Raw genomic sequence first — 18017 nt, forward strand, 5'->3', positions numbered from 1 at the left:
GATGGGCCAGTCGTACCAGCACATCCTGGTGCGGGCGCCGGTCGAGGACGTGCTCCGCGATGTGCGACCCGACGACGAGGGCTGGGTGTTCCCGTTGCCGGGCGGCTCCACCGTGCTGTTCATGGACGAGCGCGAGCAGAACCTCGACGAGGAGGCGGCCCGGCTCAGCGCGGCAGGCGGCCCGGACACCATGACCGTCGGGGTGATCACCTCCGACCGGTTGCTCATGAACGTCTACAGCAACGGCGAACTCGTTCACGAGTACGACTCGGAACCGCACACCGACCGGCCGATGGAGCCGGACGCGATGCTCGTCCTCCGCTACACGGACGACGGCACCGAGGTCGACTGGGACGCAATCCCGACGATCGGCGCGGACCCGGACTGGTTCCTGCCGTTCGGCGTCGCGAACGCCGACCGCGACACCCTCGTCGACGCGCTGACCAAGCGCTCCCTGTCCGCGGAGGGACAACACGCCCACCTGTTGTTCGCGCTCGGCCTACCGGACGCGATCATGACCGGCGGCCACTACATCAAGTACGGCATCGAGATCGGAAACCCCCACGAGTACGAGCGGCTCGCCGACGCGATCGCGTTCGGCGACGCCCCTCCGATCCCCGAGCCAGTCCCCGAGCCCGAGTTCAGGCCGTGGCGGCTCACTACCCCATCCGAACTACACGAAGGCACCCCATGAGCGGCGGTTCCGTAGCATTCATCGCCGTCGGGTTGTTTCTCGCCGGCGGGGTCATCTCGTTCGTCAAGCAGGGCGTGTCGAAGAGTGTCGTCGCGGTGCTGGGTATCGGTGCGGTGTTGTGCATCGCCGCCGGTCTGCTGCGCCTCTAAGCCGTACCGAGTCAGGGACTACGTCATGAAGAAGGTCGTCATCCTCGACTACGGGTCGGGGAACCTCCGGTCGGCCGAGCGCGCGGTGGCGCGGCTCGGGGTGGAGGTCGAGGTCACCGCCGACTACGAGCGCGCGCTCAACGCGGACGGGCTGGTCGTGCCCGGCGTCGGGGCGTTCGCGGCGTGCATGGCCGGGCTGAAGGCGGTGCGCGGGGAGCGGATCGTGGACCGGCGGCTGGCCGGCGGGCAGCCGGTGCTGGGGATCTGCGTCGGGATGCAGATCCTGTTCGAGCGCGGTGTCGAGCACGGGGTGGAGACCGCCGGGTGCGACGAGTGGCCGGGCACCGTGGAGCGGCTCGAGGCGCCGGTGGTTCCGCACATGGGGTGGAACACGGTCGACGCGCCCGAGGACACCGTGCTGTTCAAGGGGATCGACGCGGACACCCGGTTCTACTTCGTGCACTCGTACGGTGTCCGCAAGTGGGAGATGGAGCCGTCCGACGCCATCGCGCCGCCGCTCGTCACCTGGACGACGCACGGCTCGCCCTTCATCTCGGCCGTCGAGAACGGCTACCTGTCCGCCACCCAGTTCCACCCCGAGAAGTCCGGCGACGCCGGGGCCGAGGTGCTCCGCAACTGGCTTGCCACCCTCTGACCACTCCGAAGGACCGTTGAGACATGAGCGAGACCCGTCGCCTCGAACTGCTGCCCGCCGTCGACGTCGCCGACGGCCAGGCCGTCCGCCTCGTGCAGGGTGAGGCGGGTTCCGAGACCTCGTACGGCGACCCCCTGGCCGCCGCGCTGGCGTGGCAGAACGCGGGCGCCGAGTGGGTCCACCTGGTGGACCTGGACGCCGCGTTCGGCCGCGGCTCGAACCGTGAGCTGCTCGCGGACGTGATCGGCAAGCTGGACGTGCAGGTCGAGCTGTCCGGTGGCATCCGCGACGACGCCTCCCTGGAGGCCGCGCTCGCGACCGGCTGCCGCCGCGTGAACCTGGGCACCGCGGCGCTGGAGAGCCCGGACTGGGTGCGTTCGGCGATCGCCCGGCACGGCGACAAGATCGCGGTGGGCCTGGACGTGCGCGGCACGACGCTGGCCGGCCGCGGCTGGACGCGCGAGGGTGGCGAGCTGTTCGAGGTGCTGGCCCGCCTGGACGCGGACGGTTGCGCCCGCTACGTGGTCACCGACGTCAACAAGGACGGCACGCTGACCGGCCCGAACCTGCAGCTGCTGCGCGACGTGTGCGCCGCGACCGACCGCCCCGTGGTGGCGAGCGGTGGCGTGTCGTCGCTGGACGACCTGCGCGCCATCGCCGAGCTGGTGCCGCTGGGCGTCGAGGGTTCGATCGTCGGGAAGGCGCTGTACGCCCAGGCGTTCACCCTCGAAGAGGCCTTGGAGGCGGTGTCCCGATGACGGGTTCGGCGCAGTCGGTGGAGCGGATCTCCTCGGGCGGTCCGTACGAGGACGTGGTCGGCTACTCGCGCGCGGTCGCCGCCGGCGACTTCGTGCTGGTGTCCGGGTGCACGAGCATCGTCGACGGTGTGCTGGTCGGCGAGGGCGACCCCTACGAGCAGGCGCTGGCCGCGTTCCGGGTCGCCGAGCAGGCGCTGAAGCAGCTCGGCCTGTCGCGCGCGGACGTGGTCCGCACGCGCATGTACCTCACGCACGCCCGTGACGCGGACGCGGTCGGGCGGGCGCACAAGGAGATGTTCGACGCGGCCCGCCCGGCCACGACGATGCTCGTGGTGGCCGGCCTGGTCGACTCGCGCATGCTGGTCGAGGTCGAGGTCGACGCCTACAGGGGGGCCAAGTGAGCCTCGCCGTACGGGTGATCCCGTGCCTGGACGTGGACGCCGGGCGCGTGGTCAAGGGCGTCAACTTCCAGAACCTGCGGGACGCCGGGGACCCGGTGGAGATGGCCCGCGTGTACGACGCCGAGGGCGCCGACGAGCTGGTCTTCCTCGACATCACGGCCTCGTCGGGCAGCCGCGAGACCACCTACGACGTGGTGCGCCGCACCGCCGAGCAGGTGTTCATCCCGCTGACGGTCGGCGGCGGCGTGCGCAGCGTGCAGGACGTCGACAAGCTGCTGCGCGCGGGCGCGGACAAGGTCGGCGTGAACACCGCCGCGATCGCCCGGCCCGAGCTGATCGCCGAGATCGCCGACCGGTTCGGCGCTCAGGTGCTGGTGCTGTCGGTGGACGCGCGCCGCTGCCCCGAGGGCGTGTCGACCGACTCGGGCTTCGAGGTGACGACGCACGGCGGCCGCCAGGGCACCGGCATCGACGCCGTGGCGTGGGCCGCTCGCGCGGCGGAGCTGGGTGCGGGGGAGATCCTGCTCAACTCGATGGACGCGGACGGCACGAAGGACGGCTACGACCTGGACATGACCCGTCAGGTGCGCGCCGCGGTGTCCGTCCCGGTGATCGCGTCGGGCGGCGCCGGCGCGCTGGAGCACTTCGCGCCGGCCGTCGAGGCGGGCGCGGACGCGGTGCTCGCGGCGAGTGTGTTCCACTTCGGCGACCTGCGGATCCCGCAGGTCAAGGACGAGCTGAAGGCCGCCGGATACCCGGTGCGGTGACGCGGCTTCCGGACACCACCTGACCGGCGCGTTTCGGGGACTCCCGGAGTGCGCCGGTCGGCGTTTGCGACGACGCTGGTCGCATGAACGATCTCGGAGAGTTCGGCGGCGGTCTCGACAGCCAGTCGCCCGTCCTGGTGGTCACGACGAACGAGGCGCCGGGCTACCGCGTCGACCGGGTGATCGGCGAGATCTTCGGACTGACGGTGCGGTCCCGGCACATCGGCAGCCAGATGGGCGCGGGCCTGAAGTCGCTCGTCGGCGGCGAGCTGCGGGGCCTGACCAAGACGCTGGTGGAGAGCCGCAACGAGGCCATGAACCGGCTGATCGAGCAGGCGCGGGCGCGCGGCGCTAACGGCGTGCTGATGATGCGGTTCGACGTGACGGACGCGGCGGGCAACGGCACCGAGGTGTGCGCGTACGGCACGGCCGTCGTGCTGAGCCGCTCCGCGTAGCCGTGGCGGACCGGCCCGGTTCGGCTCGTACCGGTCTAGGCGTCCAGGTAGTTCGTGGCGAGCATCGCGAAGAGCGCGACGGCCACGAGCACGCGGTAGACCGCGAAGCCCTTGATGGTGTGCTTGGACACGAACTTGAGCAGCCAGGCGACCGAGGCGTAGGCGACGACGAACGACACCGCGGTGCCGACGACGAGGGATACGAGCTTGGTGTCGCCGCCGGTAGCGTCCTTGAGCTCGTAGAGCCCCGCGCCGGTGAGTGCCGGGATGGACAGGAAGAACGACAGCCGGGTGGCGGCGACGCGGTCGAGGCCGCGCAGCAGCGCGGTGGAGATCGTCGCTCCGGACCGCGAGAAGCCGGGGAACAGCAGCGCGAGGATCTGCGAACTGCCCACCCACATGGCGTCCTTGAGGGTGACCTCTTCCTCGCCGCGGCGGCGGGCCCGGTTGCTGCCGCCGCCCGAGGCCTCGGCGTACCACATGACGACCGACCCGGCGATGAGCGAGCCGGCGACCACCCACAGGCTGGCCAGCGGGCCGTCGATGAGCTTCTTCGCGGCGAGGCCGACGACGACGATGGGTATCGTCGCGAAGATGATCCACCACGCGAACTTGTAGTCGCGTTCCTCGCGGCGGTCCTTGTGGATCAGGCCGCCGAACCACGCGCCGACGATCCGGGCGATGTCCTTGAAGAAGTAGACGAGGACGGCCGCGATCGCGCCGACCTGGATGACGGCGGTGAAGCCGACCACCGACTTGTCGTCGACGTCGATGCCGAGGATGCCCTCGAAGATCTTCAGGTGCCCGGTGGAGGAGACCGGCAGGAACTCCGTGAGGCCTTCGACGACGCCCAGAATGACCGCGTCCAGGACGCCGATGCTCGAACTCACTGAAGGACGTCTCCTCGACGGACTGATGGATGACCGATGGATCCTTCCAAAGCCCGGTGAACGGAGCAAGGCGGCGAGGTCAAAGGTCTGCCAGGTGGATCCGAAGCGAAAATTGCGAAAGAGTTATTGCGAAAGATATTTTTCGGATCTAGTCTCGGGGCGTGCCGAACTTCCACGAATCCCCGTTCACGCGTGATGCGGAGGCCCTCAAGGTCTTCACCCATCCGCTGCGCGTGCGGATCTTCCGGCTCGTGTACAGCGAGGGCCCGCTGACCGCGTCCGCGCTCGCCCCGATGGTCGACGCGACGCCGTCGCTGGTCAGCTACCACCTGCGGACGCTCGCGAAATACGGCTACATCGGCGAGGACCCCGAGGCGTCGACCGACGGGCGGGAGCGGTACTGGCGCGCGTTGAAGGACCTGCGCTTCACCACCGCCGACTTCGCCGACGACCCCGCCGGCGCCGAGGCCGCCTTCACCGTGGCCGGCGTGCTGCAAGCCGACTCGACCCGGATGTTCCGGGAGGCCATGGCGAGGTTGCGCGACATGAGCCCCCCGTGGCAGGACGCCGCTTTCGGCGCGCACCCCACGCTCCGCCTCACCGCCGCGGAACTCCAGAGCCTGTTCGAGGACTTGATCGAGGTCGTCGACCGCTACCGGGACCGCCCGGAGAGCACCGAGGACGGCGAGCCGCGTGAGCGCGTCCTCCTCCAGATGCTCGGCTTCCCGTACCAGCCGTGAACCCTCCTCCACCGCCCCGCGAGGTGACCGTGAACCGCCCGTCACGCACCACCGCACAGCCCGCGCCCACCGCCCACGAGGCACCCACCGCCCCCAAACCCCGCCGCGGCCCCGGACCGGCCGTCGTGCGCTGGCTGTTCGCGTTCGGGGCGTCGATCATCGGCGACCAGATCTGGTTCCTCGCCCTGTCGTGGAGCGCCGTCGAGCAGGCCGGCGCCGCCGCCGCGGGCGTCGTGGTGACGCTTGGGACGCTGCCGCGCGCCGCGCTGATGCTGCCCGGCGGCGCGATAGCCGACCGGTTCGGGGCCCGCCGCATCGTCATCGGCAGCGACCTCGTCCGCTGCGTGACGATGGCCGTGGCCGCCGCGCTGCTCGTCTTCGCGTCCCCCGGGATCGGCCTCCTCGCCGCCGTGGCACTGCTGTTCGGCGCGGTCGACGCCCTGTTCATGCCGGCCGTCGGCGCGCTGCCCGCCACCCTCACCACCCGCGACCAGTTCGCCCGCGTCCAGGGGCTGCGCAGCCTCGTCACCCGCATCGCGTCCATCGCCTCCGCCCCGGCCGGCGGCATCGCGCTGGCCCAGGGCGGCGCCGGCACCGCGCTCACCGTCAGCGCCGTGCTGTTCGGCGGCTCGCTCGTGCTGCTGTGGCGGCTCCGGCCGGTGGCGACGGAACCCGTCGCCACCTCGGACGCCGCACCGGAGCCGGGCGACGAGCGCGGCGAGGACAGCACGGCAGGGGAGCCCCACGAGGCCGCCGGCACCGAGGGCCACGGCATCCGCGCGGGCCTGCGCTACGTGTGGTCGGTCCCCGTCCTCAAGTGCCTCGTCCTCATCGGCCTGATCTCCGAGCTCGGCTTCAGCGCCCCCATGAACCTCGGCCTCGCGCTGCTGTCCCAGGACCGCGGCTGGGGCCCGGGCGGCCTCGGCCTGCTGCTCGGCGCATGGGGTGTGGGCGCGGTCGCCACCGGCCTGGTGCTGTCGGTCCGCGGCCACGTGCCGCACGCCGGCCGCGTGCTGATCGCCTGCTTCGCGGTCGGCGGGGTCGGCACGGCCGTCATGGGCTACGCCCCGAACCTCGCGGTGGCCGTCGCCGGCTCCGTCGTGCTCGGCCTCGCCAGCGGGTTCGTCGGCACCGTCGCGGGGGCGCTGCTGCAGACCACCGCGGAGACCCGCATGCTCGGCCGCGTCGTCGCGCTCCAGATGCTCTGCGCGGTCGGCGTCATCCCGATGAGCTACCCGCTCGCCGGCCTGCTCGCCGGAGCGGCGGGCCCGGCCGCCGTGTTCGGGGTGGGCGCGGTGCTCGGGCTCGTGGCGGCGGTCGCCGCCACGCTCGCCCCGGCGCTGCGCCGTGCGGAGCTGCCCCGGCCCGACACCGCGTGACCGGGCCGGGGCGGCGCCTCACAGCCCGGTCGGCGCCTCGCGCAGCTTCCGCACCGCGTCCTCGTCGCCCTCGACGGTGACCAGCGCCTGGTCCTTGCGCCCGTACACGAACAGCAGCAGCTCCGCGGGCGGGCCCGCCACCGTCACCACCGGCTCGCCCTTGCGGACCCGCGTCGGCTTCGCCTCGTCGGCGGTGTCGGTGCGGCGCAGCTCGACCCCGACCGGCACCTTGCGCAGCATCAGGCGCGCGCCGGCCCGGACCCGCTTCCACAGGAACTCGGTCAGGCCCGGTTCGAGGTCGCGCGGTTTGAAGTCGGGCCGCGCCCGGCGCACGTCCTCGAGGTGGACGAAGTACTCCATGGTGTTGGCCGCCGCGTCGACGCCCGGTATCCCGAACAGCGACAGTCGCGGGGGGCCGGTGCGCACCAGGTGCACCAGCTCGTCGTACGGCTGGGCGGCCTTCGCCAGCCGGACCTTGTCGGTGTACCCGGCCAGCGGCTTGAACATGATCCCGGGCGACGAGTCGGGCCGTCGCTCGCGGACCACCAGGTGCGCGGCCAGGTCGCGCGTCGTCCAGCCCGCGCACAGCGTGGGGGCGTCGGGGCCGACCTGGGCGAGGAGGTCGGCGAGCGCGGCGCGTTCCGTACGGGCGTAGGAAGCCATGCGCGCATCGTTCCGGCGCCCGCCGCCCAGGTCAAGGCTCGCGCCGTGGCGCCCGCCACGGCCGAGCGTTCCCGGCCACACCGGGCGCGCAGGAGAGGGGCGGGAGAGGGGCGGGAGCGAAGCGACCGGGAGGAGGCGGGAGCGAAGCGACCTCGAATATGGGCGGTGGGGGCGACGGGTGGGCGGTGGGGGCGACGGGCGGGTCAGACCCCGGCGTTGACGTCCTGGTGCGCGCTCATCCAGCGCAGCACGTCCGGCAGCAGCGCGACCCACGTCTTGAAGTTGTGCCCGCCGGTCGGCAGCACCAGCTGGTCGGCCTTGGTCGGGGCCTTCACCTTCTTGAGGAAGTCCTGCGTGTCCCCGTAGTTCTCCTCGTCGAGGCTGGTGGTCAGCAGCAGGTTGACCGGCGGCGGCGCGACGTTGTCCAGCCGCCACATCAGGTCCTGGCTGTTGCGGAACTCCTTGCTGCCGCCGTACAGGTCGCCGGTGTCGCCGTCCTTGGGCGCGCCGTACGAGCCGGACAGCGACGCCCCGGCGCCGATCCGGTCCGAGTTGAGCATGGCCAGCTTCAGCGAGCAGTAGCCGCCCGTCGAGTCGCCCATCATTCCCCACGCCTTGCTGCCGGGCGCGACGCGGAAGTTCGTGCGGATCGCCTCGGGCAGGTCCTGGCTGAAGAAGGTGCCGGACTGGGGGCCCGCGGGCACGTCGGTGCACTCGGTGTCGCGGCCGGACGTCTGGGACGGGCGCAGCATGACGTAGATGGTCGGCTGGACGCGCCCGGCGTTGATCTCGTTGGCCGCGATCTTCGGCAGGTTCAGACGGGTGATCAGGTTGCGCGCGTCACCCGGATAGCCGGTCAGCACGACCGACACGGGGAACCTGCGGTCCTTGAACTGCGGCTGGAAGTACTGCGGCGGCAGGTACACGAAGCCGCTCGTGTCCAGGCCGCTGCGCCGGCCGATGACGTCGATGCCGACGATCTGGCCGGCCGCCTCCGGGTTGCCGCCGTTGGGGACGTCGACCGACTCGGTCCCCTTGAGGTTGATCAGCTTGACCGGGCCGTCGCCGCCCGCGCCCGCGTGCAGCTTGGGCTTGCCGGTCTTGCCGAGCAGGTCGTCCCACGACGTGTAGAAGAGGTAGTACCGGTTGCCGACGACGCCCAGCAGCGCGAGCAGCACCACCTGGGTGAGCGCGAGTGCCGATATTCGGCCCAGCACGGGACGCCATCCGCGCCCGGCGAGCTTCGGCCACAGCCACACGACCGCGACCAGCAGTCCGATGGCCAGCAGCCCCAAGACGCCGATGAGGCTCCTGCTGGTCAGTCCCACGTGTCCTGTCCCCTGTGATCAATGAATCGGATTTTTCGGGGCAGAACGTCATCAACCCGCGTTGATCTATTGTGCCCTCGCGTAACCACAACGCATCCCGTAGGGGGGTTGGTTGCACCGCCATCTGGCGTACGCCACCCGGTGCCGGGGAATGCGCGCGGGCTGGTCACACTTGTGAACACCAGATGACACAGCTGTTCTGCGGCCCCGAAAGCGAGCCTGTGTGACCCAGCAGTCCGGCCAGAAGACCGACAGGGACGTGCTCATACGCGGTATGCGCGTGCTGGGCGTCGCCATTCGCGAGGAACCGCGCATCTTCGCGGCCGCCGTCGGCGCCAGCGCCCTGTACGGCGCCACCACCGTCGCGTCCGCCCTCATCCTCGGCCAGGTCACCGACCGCGTGATCGTCCCGGCGTTCCGCGACGGCGAGACCACCGCCGGCGCGTTGACCGCGGCCTTCCTGGTGATCTTCGGCATCGCCGTCCTCAAGGCGCTCAGCATCGTCGGCCGACGGCTGTGGGCCGGCGTCATGCAGTACCGCCTCCAAGCCACCTACCGGCGCCGCGTCACCCGCCAGTACCTGCGCCTGCCGCTGGCGTGGCACCACCGGCACCCCACCGGCGCGCTGCTGTCCAACGCGAACGCCGACGTCGAGGCCGCGTGGTACCCGATCGCGCCGCTGCCCATGGCCACCGGCGTCGTCGTCATGCTGGTGCTCGCCGCGGCCGCGATGCTCGCCACCGACTGGGCGCTCGCGCTGGTCGGCTTCGTCATCTTCCCCGCGATCTTCTTCCTCAACGTCGCCTACCAGCGTCGCCAGGGCCCGCTCGCGATGCGCGCGCAGGAACTGCGCGCCGACGTCAGCGCGATCGCCCACGAGAGCTTCGACGGCGCCCTGGTCGTCAAGACGCTCGGCCGCGAGAGCGAGGAGACCGCGCGCTTCGAGGCCGTCTCGCGCGAACTCGCCGAGGCCAACATCGCCGTCGGCCGGGTCCGCGCGGTGTTCGACCCGCTCCTGGAAGCGCTGCCGAACCTCGGCGTGCTGCTGGTGCTGCTGGCCGGCAGCGTCCGGATCTCCAACGGCGACCTCGAGGCCGGCGAACTCATCCAGGTCGCCTACCTGTTCACCCTCCTGGCCTTCCCGGTGCGGGCGATCGGCTGGCTGCTCGGCGACATGCCGCGCGCCATCGTCGGCTACGACCGCGTCCGGCACGTCCTGGACGCCGAGGGCGAGTCCGTCTACGGCGGGACCGTCGCCGACAAGACCGGGGCCGCCGGGCTGCAGGCCCGCGCCGTCCGGTTCGGCTACGTCGACGGCGCGGACGTCCTCAAGGACGTCACCTTCGACGTCGAGCCCGGCCGCACCGTCGCGGTCGTCGGCCCGACCGGGTCCGGCAAGTCCACGCTCGTGTCGCTGCTGGTCCGGCTCGTCGACCCGGCGAGCGGCGAGATCCTGCTGGACGGGACCGACCTGCGCGACTTCGCGCGCGGCGGCGTCGCCGCGTCCGCCGCTCTGGTGCCGCAGCAGGCCTTCCTGTTCGACGACACCGTGCGCGACAACATCACCCTCGGCATCGACGCCACCGACGAGGAGGTCCGCGCGGCGCTGCGCATCGCCCAGGCCGAGGACTTCGTCGACCGGCTTCCCCACGGCCTCGACACCAAGGTCGGCGAACGCGGCACCAGCCTCTCCGGCGGCCAGCGCCAGCGCGTCGCGCTCGCCCGCGCGCTCGTGCGCCGGCCCCGACTGCTGGTGATGGACGACGCGACGTCGGCCGTCGACCCGCGCGTCGAGGCGGCCATCCTCGCCGGACTCCGCAGCGGCGCCGACGCGCCGTCGACGGTGGTCGTCGTCGCCTACCGCAAGGCCACCATCGCGCTCGCCGACGAGGTCGTCTACATCGAGGACGGCCGCGTCGCCGCGCGCGGCACCCACACCGAACTGATCGACGGCTCGGTCGGGTACCGCCGCCTGGTCAACGCCTACGAGCGCGCTGCACGAGACCGCGAGCAGGACGCCGCCGCGCAGGACGCCCTGCAGGACGCCCACGAGGACGAGGAGGTCTCCGCGTGACCGTCGCAACCGCCCCGCCCGAGGCACCGGCCAAGACCGCCGACCCGCAGATCACCGAGCGCGAGTCCGGCTGGGCCGTGCTGCGCCGCGGGCTCGCGCTGTCGCCGGAGTTCACCCAGGGCCTCGCGGTCACGCTGCTGCTGGCCGCCCTCGCGACCGCCGGGCGCATCGTCGTGCCGCTGGCCGTCCAGCAGACCATCGACCACGGGCTGCGCGGCGACGACGGGCCCGACCTCGCCGTGGTCCGCTGGATGGTGATCGTCGCGGCGGCGGCCGTCATCGGCACGGCCGTCGCGTCGTACCTGATGAACGTGCGCGTCTACAACGCCAGCGAGCGCGGCCTCGTCACGCTGCGGGTGCGCGCGTTCCGGCACGTCCACGACCTGTCCACGCTGCACCAGCAGAGCGAGCGGCGCGGTTCGCTGGTCTCCCGCGTGACCGGCGACGTCGACACCATCACGCGGTTCATCCAGCAGGGCGGCCTGATGGTCATCATCAGCGCCGGACAGCTGGTCGTCGTCACCGCGCTGATGCTCGCCTACTCGTGGCAGCTCACGCTGCTGGTCTGGGCGTGCTTCGCACCGTTGTTCTTCACCCTCAAGGCGTTCCAGAAGCGCGTCGCCGCCGCGGCCGACGCCGTGCGCGTGCACACCGGCCGCATGCTCGGCGCCATCGCCGAACCCGTCGTCGGCGCCGCGGTCGTGCGCGCGCACAGCATCGAGGACCGCACCGCCGCCCGCATCGACGAGGCCATCGACGGGCACCGCGCGGCGCAGACCCGGGCGCAGACGCTCGTCGCGCTCACCTTCCCGATGGGCGAGGTCGCGGTCGGCGTCGCGAACGCGCTCGTGGTCGTCGTCGGCGTGCTGCTGGGCGTCGACAACCAGCTCACGCTCGGCGAACTCGTCGCGTTCCTCTTCCTCGTCACGCTGTTCGTCATGCCGGTGCAGTTCGGTGTCGAGGTGCTCAACGAGGCGCAGAACGCGCTCGCGGGGTGGCGCCGCGTGCTGGAGATCCTGGACGCCGAACCCGACATCGCCGACCCGGGGGAGGCCGGTACGGACCTGCCCCGCGGCCCCGTCGAGGTGCGGTTCGACCACGTCGACTACGCCTACCCCGACGGCCCGCGTGTGCTGCACGACGTCGACGTCACGCTGCACGCCCGTACCCGCGTCGCCGTCGTCGGCGAGACCGGGTCCGGCAAGACCACCTTCGCCAAGCTGCTCACCCGCATCGTCGACCCCGACGCCGGCCGGGTCCTGCTCGACGGGATCCCGCTCACCGGCGTGCGGTTCGCGTCGCTGCGCTCGCGCGTGGTGATGGTGCCGCAGGACGGCTTCCTGTTCGACGCGACCGTGCGCGACAACGTCCGCTACGGCCGCCCCGACGCCGACGACGAGGCGCTCGTCGCCGCGTTCGCCGACCTCGGGCTCGGCGACTGGCTCGGCCAGCTCCCGCTCGGCCTGGACACGCCGGTCGGCCAGCGCGGCGAGTCGCTGTCCGCCGGGGAACGCCAACTGGTCGCGCTCGCCCGCGCGTACATCGCCGACCCCGACCTGCTCGTGCTCGACGAGGCGACGTCCGCCGTCGACCCCGCCACCGAGGTCCGCATCCAGCGCGCGCTCGACGGCCTGACCCGCGGCCGCACCGCGGTGTTCATCGCGCACCGCATGTCCACCGCCGAATCCGCCGACGAGATCCTGGTGTTCGACCGCGGCCGGCTCGTCGAAAGGGGTCCGCACAGCGAACTCGTGCACGCGGGCGGGGCGTACGGGCGGCTGCACGCGTCGTGGGCGGCGCAGCAGAAGGCGCGCGGCTGACCGCTCCGGACGACACGCGAGGGGCCGGTCCCGAACGGGACCGGCCCCTCGTCGTGCGGCGCGCCGTTTACTTCTTCAGCGGCGCCGTGAGCTGCTTGCCGTCCTGGTAGTACCGGACCATGCACTGGACCTCGCGGTCGCCGCTGTTCCAGGTCTCCTGCGACGGATAGATGAAGTCGGGCCCCATCTGGTCGCCGTCCGGCTGCTTCGCCAGGACCGGGCGGACCGTGTCGTCGCACAGCGTGCCGGCCGCCTGCCGGGTCGCGTCCTCGCCCGCCCACGCGCCGTCCGGCAGGAAGAGGTTCCGCACGTGCTCGGCGTCGTGCGGCGAGGTGCACGACACCTTCCGCACGTCCTGCGTCCCGGGCGGGAACACCACGCAGTCGCCGGGGGTCATGCTGATCTTCTGCACCGTGTCGGCACCGGTGTCGGTGGGGCCCGGCGACGTCGCGGGACGGCTGGTGGTCGGGCTGGCCGACCGGGTCGTCGGCGACGAGCTCGGCGACGACGGCGAGCCGCTCGTCGACGGCCCGCCCGTGGTCGGCGTGTTGGTGGGCGTGTGGCTGCTCTTGGCCTCGTTGCCCTTGCCGCCGCCGAGACTCGTCACCAGGACGATGACGACGACCGCCACGACCGCGGCGGCGCCGACGATCCACGCGATCGCCTTGCCGTTGCCCCCGCCGCCGTTCGGAGGGCTGGGCGGGTAGCCGCCGGGCGGGCCGCCGAACCCGCCCGGACCGCTGCCGTACCCGCCCGAGCCCGGGCCGCCGCCCGGATAGCCCCCGCTGGGGCCGCCCGGATAGCCGCCGCCGTACTGGCCTCCGCCGTAGGGGCCGGCCGCACCCGGCGGCGGCGGGGGGCCGCTCGCACCGCCCGGATAGCCTCCGCCGTACCCAGGACCCTGTGTCGGCTCCTGTGGCCATCCCGATCCCGGGTACTGCGGACTGCTCATGCCGGCCCCTCCCAAACGTCAGCCGAGCTTCTTCGTGATCTTCGCGTCGCTCTGGTCGCTCACGAGGCAGGTGGCCTCGCGGTCGCCGAAGGTCCAGCCGTCGGACTGCGGGTACCAGTACTGCAGCGTGTACTTGGTCCGGTCCGTCTCCTTGGCCACCGTGCTCCGCAGCAGGGCCGAGCACTGCGAGTCGACCTGGTTCTCGATGTCCGTCTTCGACGGGTAGGTGGTGCCGGTCAGGTTGAAGTTCTTGAGCACCTGCATGTCGTGCGGCGTCGTGCACGCGACCTTGTCGACGTTCCCCGTGAGCGAGTCGTAGTTGATGCACTCGCCGGCCGCGACCTTGACGCTCTCCACCTGGTTCGGGCCGGTCGTCGTGGACGTCGGCGGCCGCGAGGTGGCCGTGCTGCTGCGCGTCGACGGGGCCGACGTGGTGCGGCTGGACGACGAGGTCGGCGTCGGCGTCGACGACGACGGGCCGTCGGTCGCGGTCAGCGTCGGCGACTTCGACGAGTTGGCGTTGTTCTTGTCGTCCTTGTTACCCCCCACCAGCAGCACCAGGGCGACGATGATGCCGCCTATCACCACCACGGCTCCGACGACCGTCAGGATCAACGGTCCCCGTCCCCCACCCTGCGGCGGTCCGGCCGGTCCGGGGAAGCCCCCGCCGCCGTACCCGCCGCCTCCGTAGCCGCCCCCGGGGTACTGCGGGCCGCCCGGGTACTGCGAGCCGCCGCCGGGCGGGCCGCTCGGGTACTGCGGTGCGCCGTACGACCCTCCTGAATACCCACCCGGGTACGTCGGTTGGTTCCCGTAGCCCGTGTCGGGCTGTTGTCCATAGCCGGGCGGGTAGCCCCCCTGCCCCGGCGGCGGCGGCATCGTCATGCGCAAAGCTTGCCTGATCGGGTGAACCTCCCGCGCGGGAGGTTCCCTCAAACAAGGTTTTACGCAATCATTCCGCGCCCACACGTCCGCCGGCCGGGCCGCGGACACCCCCGTCCACCCCGGCGCTGCCGGAAACCGACCCCGGCCGGTCTGCGAGAATGCCGGTCATGACCGGTGCCGCATCCGAACCCGTCCGCCCGACCGACCTCGACCCGGCCGTCGCCGCCCGTCTCAAGCGCGACGAGCACGGCCTCGTCGCCGCCGTCGCGCAGCAGTACGACACCGGCGAGGTCCTCATGGTCGGCTGGATGGACGACGAGGCCCTGCACCGCACCCTCACCACCGGCCGCTGCACCTACTGGAGCCGCAGCCGCAAGGAGTACTGGGTCAAGGGCGACACCTCCGGCCACACGCAGCGCGTCGTCTCCGTCGCCCTCGACTGCGACGGCGACGCCGTCCTGGTCAAGGTCGACCAGGCGGGCGCCGCGTGCCACACCGGCGACCGCACGTGCTTCGACGCCGACCAGCTGGCCGTCACCTTTCCGCCCGCCGAACCGTCCTGAACCGTACGAGCGCCCACCGCGTCCCGGGAGACCCCGCACCATGACCACCGGCACCGTCACCCCCGACCTCGAAGCGTTCCGCGGGCTCGCCCGGGACCTTCGCGTCATCCCCGTGACCCGGCGCTTCCTCGCCGACGGTGACACCCCGGTCGGGCTCTACCGCAAGCTCGCGGCGGAACGCCCCGGCACGTTCCTGCTGGAGTCCGCGGAGAACGGCCGCACGTGGTCGCGCTACTCGTTCGTCGGCGTCCGCAGCCGCGCCACCCTCACCGAGTCCGGCGGCGCGGCCCGCTGGCTCGGCGAACCGCCCGCCGGCATCCCACGCGAGGGCGACCCGCTCGAGGTCCTGCGCGCCACCGTCGAGGCCCTGCACACCCCGCACGACATCCCCGGCCTGCCGGACCTGCCGCCGCTGCACGGCGGCATGGTCGGCTACCTCGGCTACGACATCGTCCGCCGCCTCGAGCGGCTCCCCGAGCACGCCCGCGACGACCTGCGCGTGCCCGAGCTGATGATGATGCTCGCGACCGACCTCGCCGTCCTCGACCACGCCGACGGCACGGTGCTGCTCATCGCCAACGCGATCAACTGGAACGGCCTGGAGTCCGGCGTCGACGAGGCCTACCGCGACGCCGTCGCCCGGCTCGACGCGATGACCGCCGACCTGGCGCGGCCCGCCGACGGCACCGCGTCGTACGTCCAGGAGGGCGTCGAGCCGCGCTGGACCAGCCCGTGGGGCGGCGCCGACTACCGCAAGGCGGTCGACGCGGCCAAGGAGGAGATCCGGGCGGGCGAGGCCTTCCAGATCGTCCTGTCGCAGCGCTTCGAGATGACCACGCCGGCGAGCGCGCTGGACATCTACCGGGTGCTGCGCACCACCAACCCCAGCCCGTACATGTACCTGTTCCGGCTGCCCGGCCCCGACGGCGGCGCCGAAGGCGGCTTCGACATCGTCGGCTCCAGCCCCGAGGCGCTCGTGAAGGTCACCTCCGGGCGCGCGATGCTCCACCCCATCGCCGGCACCCGCCCGCGCGGCGCCACCCCGGAGGAGGACGCGGACCTCGCGGCCGAGCTGCTGGCCGACCCCAAGGAACGCGCCGAGCACCTGATGCTCGTCGACCTCGGGCGCAACGACCTCGGACGGGTGTGCGCGCCGGGCAGCGTCGAGGTCGTCGACTTCATGGCCATCGAGCGCTACAGCCACGTCATGCACATCGTCTCGACCGTCGTCGGCGAACTCGGCGAGGGGCGCACGGCGCTCGACGTCCTCACCGCGTGCTTCCCGGCGGGCACGCTGTCCGGCGCGCCCAAGCCGCGCGCGATGGAGATCATCGAGGAGTTCGAGCCCACCCGCCGCGGGCTGTACGGCGGCTGCGTCGGCTACGTCGACTTCGCCGGCGACCTCGACACCGCCATCGCCATCCGCACCGCGCTCATCCGCGACGGCGTCGCCTACGTCCAGGCGGGCGCGGGCGTGGTCGCCGACTCGGACCCGGTGGGCGAGGACACGGAATGCCGCAACAAGGCCGCGGCGGTGCTCCGCGCGATCGCCAAGGCCGCGACGCTGGAGGCCGCCCGATGAGCGAGGGACGCAGCGAGAACGCCGCCGCCATAGCGGCGGAGCCGGAGGCCGGGGCCTCCACGGCCGCCGCCGCCGTGACCCGCGCGGCCGCCGACCCCGCGCGGTCGAAGGCGCGCCGCGAGATGGGCGTCGCCCTGCTGCTGGTCCTCGCCGGAGCGGGCCTCACGCTCGCACTCGGCGGACGGGTGTGGGCCGAAGGCGCGGCGTCGGTGCACGGCACGCGGATCGCCGTCGAGGCGACCGCGACCACGGTCAACAAGGCGCCGTTCGCGCTCGCGCTGTTCGGGCTCGCGGGAGGGCTCGCGACGTTCGCCACCCGCGGGCGGTGGCGCGTCGTCGTCGGCGTCGCGCTCGCGCTCGGCGGCGCGGGCATCGTGGCGGCGGCGCTGGCCGGCGCGTCCGACCGGTCCGCGGTCGACGCCGAGGCGGCGTCGAAGGCCGCCGTCGAAGGGGTCCGGGCGATCGACGTGACGCACACCGTCTGGCCGTGGTTCACCGCCGCCGCCGGCGTGCTCATGCTGGTCGGAGGCCTGCTGGTCGCGTTGCGCGGCCGCACGTGGCCCGGCATGTCGAGCCGCTACGAGGCACCGGGCGGCCAGGAGCACAAGCGCGTCAAGCCCACCACGTCGGCCGATCTGTGGAACGCGCTGGACCGTGGAGAGGACCCCACGCGCTGACCCACTCGGCGGAGCGGGGACAATGGAGTCTTCGGGCCCGCCGACCACCGGCGCAGCCCGTCACCACGGATGTATCAAGGAGCAACGATGTCGCAGGGCGTTGACCACGGGAACACTCCCGCCGCCTGGACCCTCACCATCCTCGCGCTGATCGGGTCGACCATCTCCGGCGTCGCGGTGATCGCCGCCAACCAGATCCTGTTCTGGGCCGGCATCGGCGTCATCGTCGTGGGTGTCATCGCCGGCCAGGCCATGCGGATGGCCGGCATGGGCACCGCCCCGGCCCGCCGCTGACCCGTCGACGCGTCACCGGCCCCCGCCGCGCCGCCCCCGAGGCGTGAGCGCGGCGGAAGGTCCGGCCGAGCTCGGCCACCGAGCCCGCGCCGCCCCGTACTTGGGGCGACGCGGGCTCCCGCGCGTGAGGACTCGTGTGGGGCCACCACAGCCACGGGCCCGCGCCGCCTCCGCCGTGCGCCGGTCCCGGCGTCCGCGCCGCCTCGCGGCCGTGCGCTCAGCAGGTGCCGCCGCGCGCCCGTGCGTCCGGTGGTCGTGGCTCGCGCCGCCTCCCCATCGGGCCCGGCCCCG

Annotated in this window: 20 protein-coding genes; 15 read left to right on the top strand and 5 right to left on the bottom strand. The window is 72.6% G+C overall.

Annotation, left to right across the window (positions count from 1 at the left end; all coding sequences use genetic code 11):
- The first annotated feature begins 1 nt into the window (after position 1).
- From QI554_RS08670 to QI554_RS08700, 7 genes are all read left to right on the top strand, one after another.
- Positions 2–694 (top strand): hypothetical protein, encoded by a 693-nt coding sequence (locus QI554_RS08670; protein ID WP_281467683.1) that lies wholly within the window; start codon positions 2–4, stop codon positions 692–694.
- Positions 691–843 (top strand): hypothetical protein, encoded by a 153-nt coding sequence (locus QI554_RS08675; protein WP_281467686.1) that lies wholly within the window; start codon positions 691–693, stop codon positions 841–843. Before QI554_RS08670 ends, QI554_RS08675 begins: the two co-directional genes overlap by 4 nt.
- A 25-nt stretch (positions 844–868) precedes the next feature.
- Positions 869–1498 carry an imidazole glycerol phosphate synthase subunit HisH gene (gene hisH, locus QI554_RS08680; RefSeq protein WP_281467688.1) on the top strand — a complete coding sequence of 210 codons (630 nt, stop codon included), beginning with the start codon at positions 869–871 and terminating at the stop codon, positions 1496–1498.
- 23 nt (positions 1499–1521) lie between these two features.
- Positions 1522–2256, top strand: coding sequence for a bifunctional 1-(5-phosphoribosyl)-5-((5-phosphoribosylamino)methylideneamino)imidazole-4-carboxamide isomerase/phosphoribosylanthranilate isomerase PriA (gene priA / locus QI554_RS08685; protein WP_281467690.1), 735 nt, complete (start codon positions 1522–1524; stop codon positions 2254–2256).
- Complete coding sequence (locus QI554_RS08690; RefSeq protein ID WP_281467692.1) at positions 2253–2657, top strand: RidA family protein; 405 nt, start codon at positions 2253–2255, stop codon at positions 2655–2657. Before priA ends, QI554_RS08690 begins: the two co-directional genes overlap by 4 nt.
- Entirely contained in the window at positions 2654–3424 is a 771-nt protein-coding gene (gene hisF, locus QI554_RS08695; protein ID WP_281467694.1) for an imidazole glycerol phosphate synthase subunit HisF, read from the top strand. The genes QI554_RS08690 and hisF overlap by 4 nt, the downstream gene beginning before the upstream one ends.
- Positions 3425–3507: 83 nt before the next feature.
- Positions 3508–3879: a YbjQ family protein gene (locus QI554_RS08700; protein WP_281467696.1), complete on the top strand. Its 372-nt coding sequence runs from the start codon at positions 3508–3510 to the stop codon at positions 3877–3879.
- A 35-nt stretch (positions 3880–3914) separates the two neighbouring features.
- Here the strand turns inward: QI554_RS08700 and QI554_RS08705 are convergent, their stop codons facing one another.
- Complete coding sequence (locus tag QI554_RS08705) at positions 3915–4769, bottom strand: undecaprenyl-diphosphate phosphatase (protein WP_281467697.1); 855 nt, start codon at positions 4767–4769, stop codon at positions 3915–3917.
- Positions 4770–4930: 161 nt separating this feature from the next.
- On the opposite strand from QI554_RS08705, the gene QI554_RS08710 reads away from it, so the two are divergent.
- Together QI554_RS08710 and QI554_RS08715 are read left to right on the top strand one after the other, a co-directional pair.
- Positions 4931–5509, top strand: coding sequence for an ArsR/SmtB family transcription factor (locus QI554_RS08710; protein ID WP_281467699.1), 579 nt, complete (start codon positions 4931–4933; stop codon positions 5507–5509).
- Positions 5510–5538: 29 nt separating this feature from the next.
- The gene (locus QI554_RS08715; protein ID WP_281467701.1) at positions 5539–6888 is read left to right on the top strand and encodes an MFS transporter; all 1350 of its coding nucleotides are present in this window, start codon (positions 5539–5541) and stop codon (positions 6886–6888) included.
- 18 nt (positions 6889–6906) lie between these two features.
- On the opposite strand, the gene QI554_RS08720 is transcribed toward QI554_RS08715, so the two are convergent.
- Together QI554_RS08720 and QI554_RS08725 are read right to left on the bottom strand one after the other, a co-directional pair.
- A complete protein-coding gene (locus QI554_RS08720) occupies positions 6907–7551 on the bottom strand; it encodes a TIGR03085 family metal-binding protein (RefSeq protein WP_281467703.1) in 645 nt (214 codons plus the stop codon).
- Between the two features lie 203 nt (positions 7552–7754).
- Complete coding sequence (locus QI554_RS08725) at positions 7755–8879, bottom strand: alpha/beta hydrolase (RefSeq protein ID WP_281467705.1); 1125 nt, start codon at positions 8877–8879, stop codon at positions 7755–7757.
- 223 nt (positions 8880–9102) lie between these two features.
- Between QI554_RS08725 and QI554_RS08730 the strand changes: the two genes are divergently transcribed.
- Together QI554_RS08730 and QI554_RS08735 are read left to right on the top strand one after the other, a co-directional pair.
- Positions 9103–10953: an ABC transporter ATP-binding protein gene (locus QI554_RS08730; protein ID WP_281467708.1), complete on the top strand. Its 1851-nt coding sequence runs from the start codon at positions 9103–9105 to the stop codon at positions 10951–10953.
- Positions 10950–12773: an ABC transporter ATP-binding protein gene (locus QI554_RS08735; RefSeq protein ID WP_281467710.1), complete on the top strand. Its 1824-nt coding sequence runs from the start codon at positions 10950–10952 to the stop codon at positions 12771–12773. Before QI554_RS08730 ends, QI554_RS08735 begins: the two co-directional genes overlap by 4 nt.
- Before the next feature lie 67 nt (positions 12774–12840).
- On the opposite strand, the gene QI554_RS08740 is transcribed toward QI554_RS08735, so the two are convergent.
- Complete coding sequence (locus QI554_RS08740; protein WP_281467712.1) at positions 12841–13725, bottom strand: septum formation family protein; 885 nt, start codon at positions 13723–13725, stop codon at positions 12841–12843.
- A gap of 18 nt (positions 13726–13743) precedes the next feature.
- Positions 13744–14610, bottom strand: a complete 867-nt coding sequence (locus tag QI554_RS08745) for a septum formation family protein (protein ID WP_281467714.1) — start codon at positions 14608–14610, stop codon at positions 13744–13746.
- Positions 14611–14777: 167 nt separating this feature from the next.
- Here QI554_RS08745 and hisI point away from each other — a divergent pair, with 167 nt between their 5' ends.
- The 4 genes from hisI (at position 14778) to QI554_RS08765 (ending at position 17726) form a co-directional block, all read left to right on the top strand.
- Positions 14778–15173: a phosphoribosyl-AMP cyclohydrolase gene (gene hisI, locus QI554_RS08750; protein ID WP_281467716.1), complete on the top strand. Its 396-nt coding sequence runs from the start codon at positions 14778–14780 to the stop codon at positions 15171–15173.
- A 40-nt stretch (positions 15174–15213) separates the two neighbouring features.
- Positions 15214–16755: an anthranilate synthase component I gene (locus tag QI554_RS08755; RefSeq protein WP_281467718.1), complete on the top strand. Its 1542-nt coding sequence runs from the start codon at positions 15214–15216 to the stop codon at positions 16753–16755.
- Positions 16752–17432 carry a TIGR02234 family membrane protein gene (locus QI554_RS08760; protein WP_281467719.1) on the top strand — a complete coding sequence of 227 codons (681 nt, stop codon included), beginning with the start codon at positions 16752–16754 and terminating at the stop codon, positions 17430–17432. The genes QI554_RS08755 and QI554_RS08760 overlap by 4 nt, the downstream gene beginning before the upstream one ends.
- Before the next feature lie 87 nt (positions 17433–17519).
- On the top strand, positions 17520–17726 hold the full coding sequence (locus tag QI554_RS08765; RefSeq protein WP_281467721.1) for an HGxxPAAW family protein: 207 nt from the start codon (positions 17520–17522) through the stop codon (positions 17724–17726).
- The last annotated feature ends 291 nt before the right edge of the window (positions 17727–18017 follow it).

The organism is Yinghuangia seranimata (genome assembly GCF_029953285.1).
GTDB classification, from domain to species: Bacteria; Actinomycetota; Actinomycetes; order Streptomycetales; family Streptomycetaceae; genus Yinghuangia; species Yinghuangia seranimata.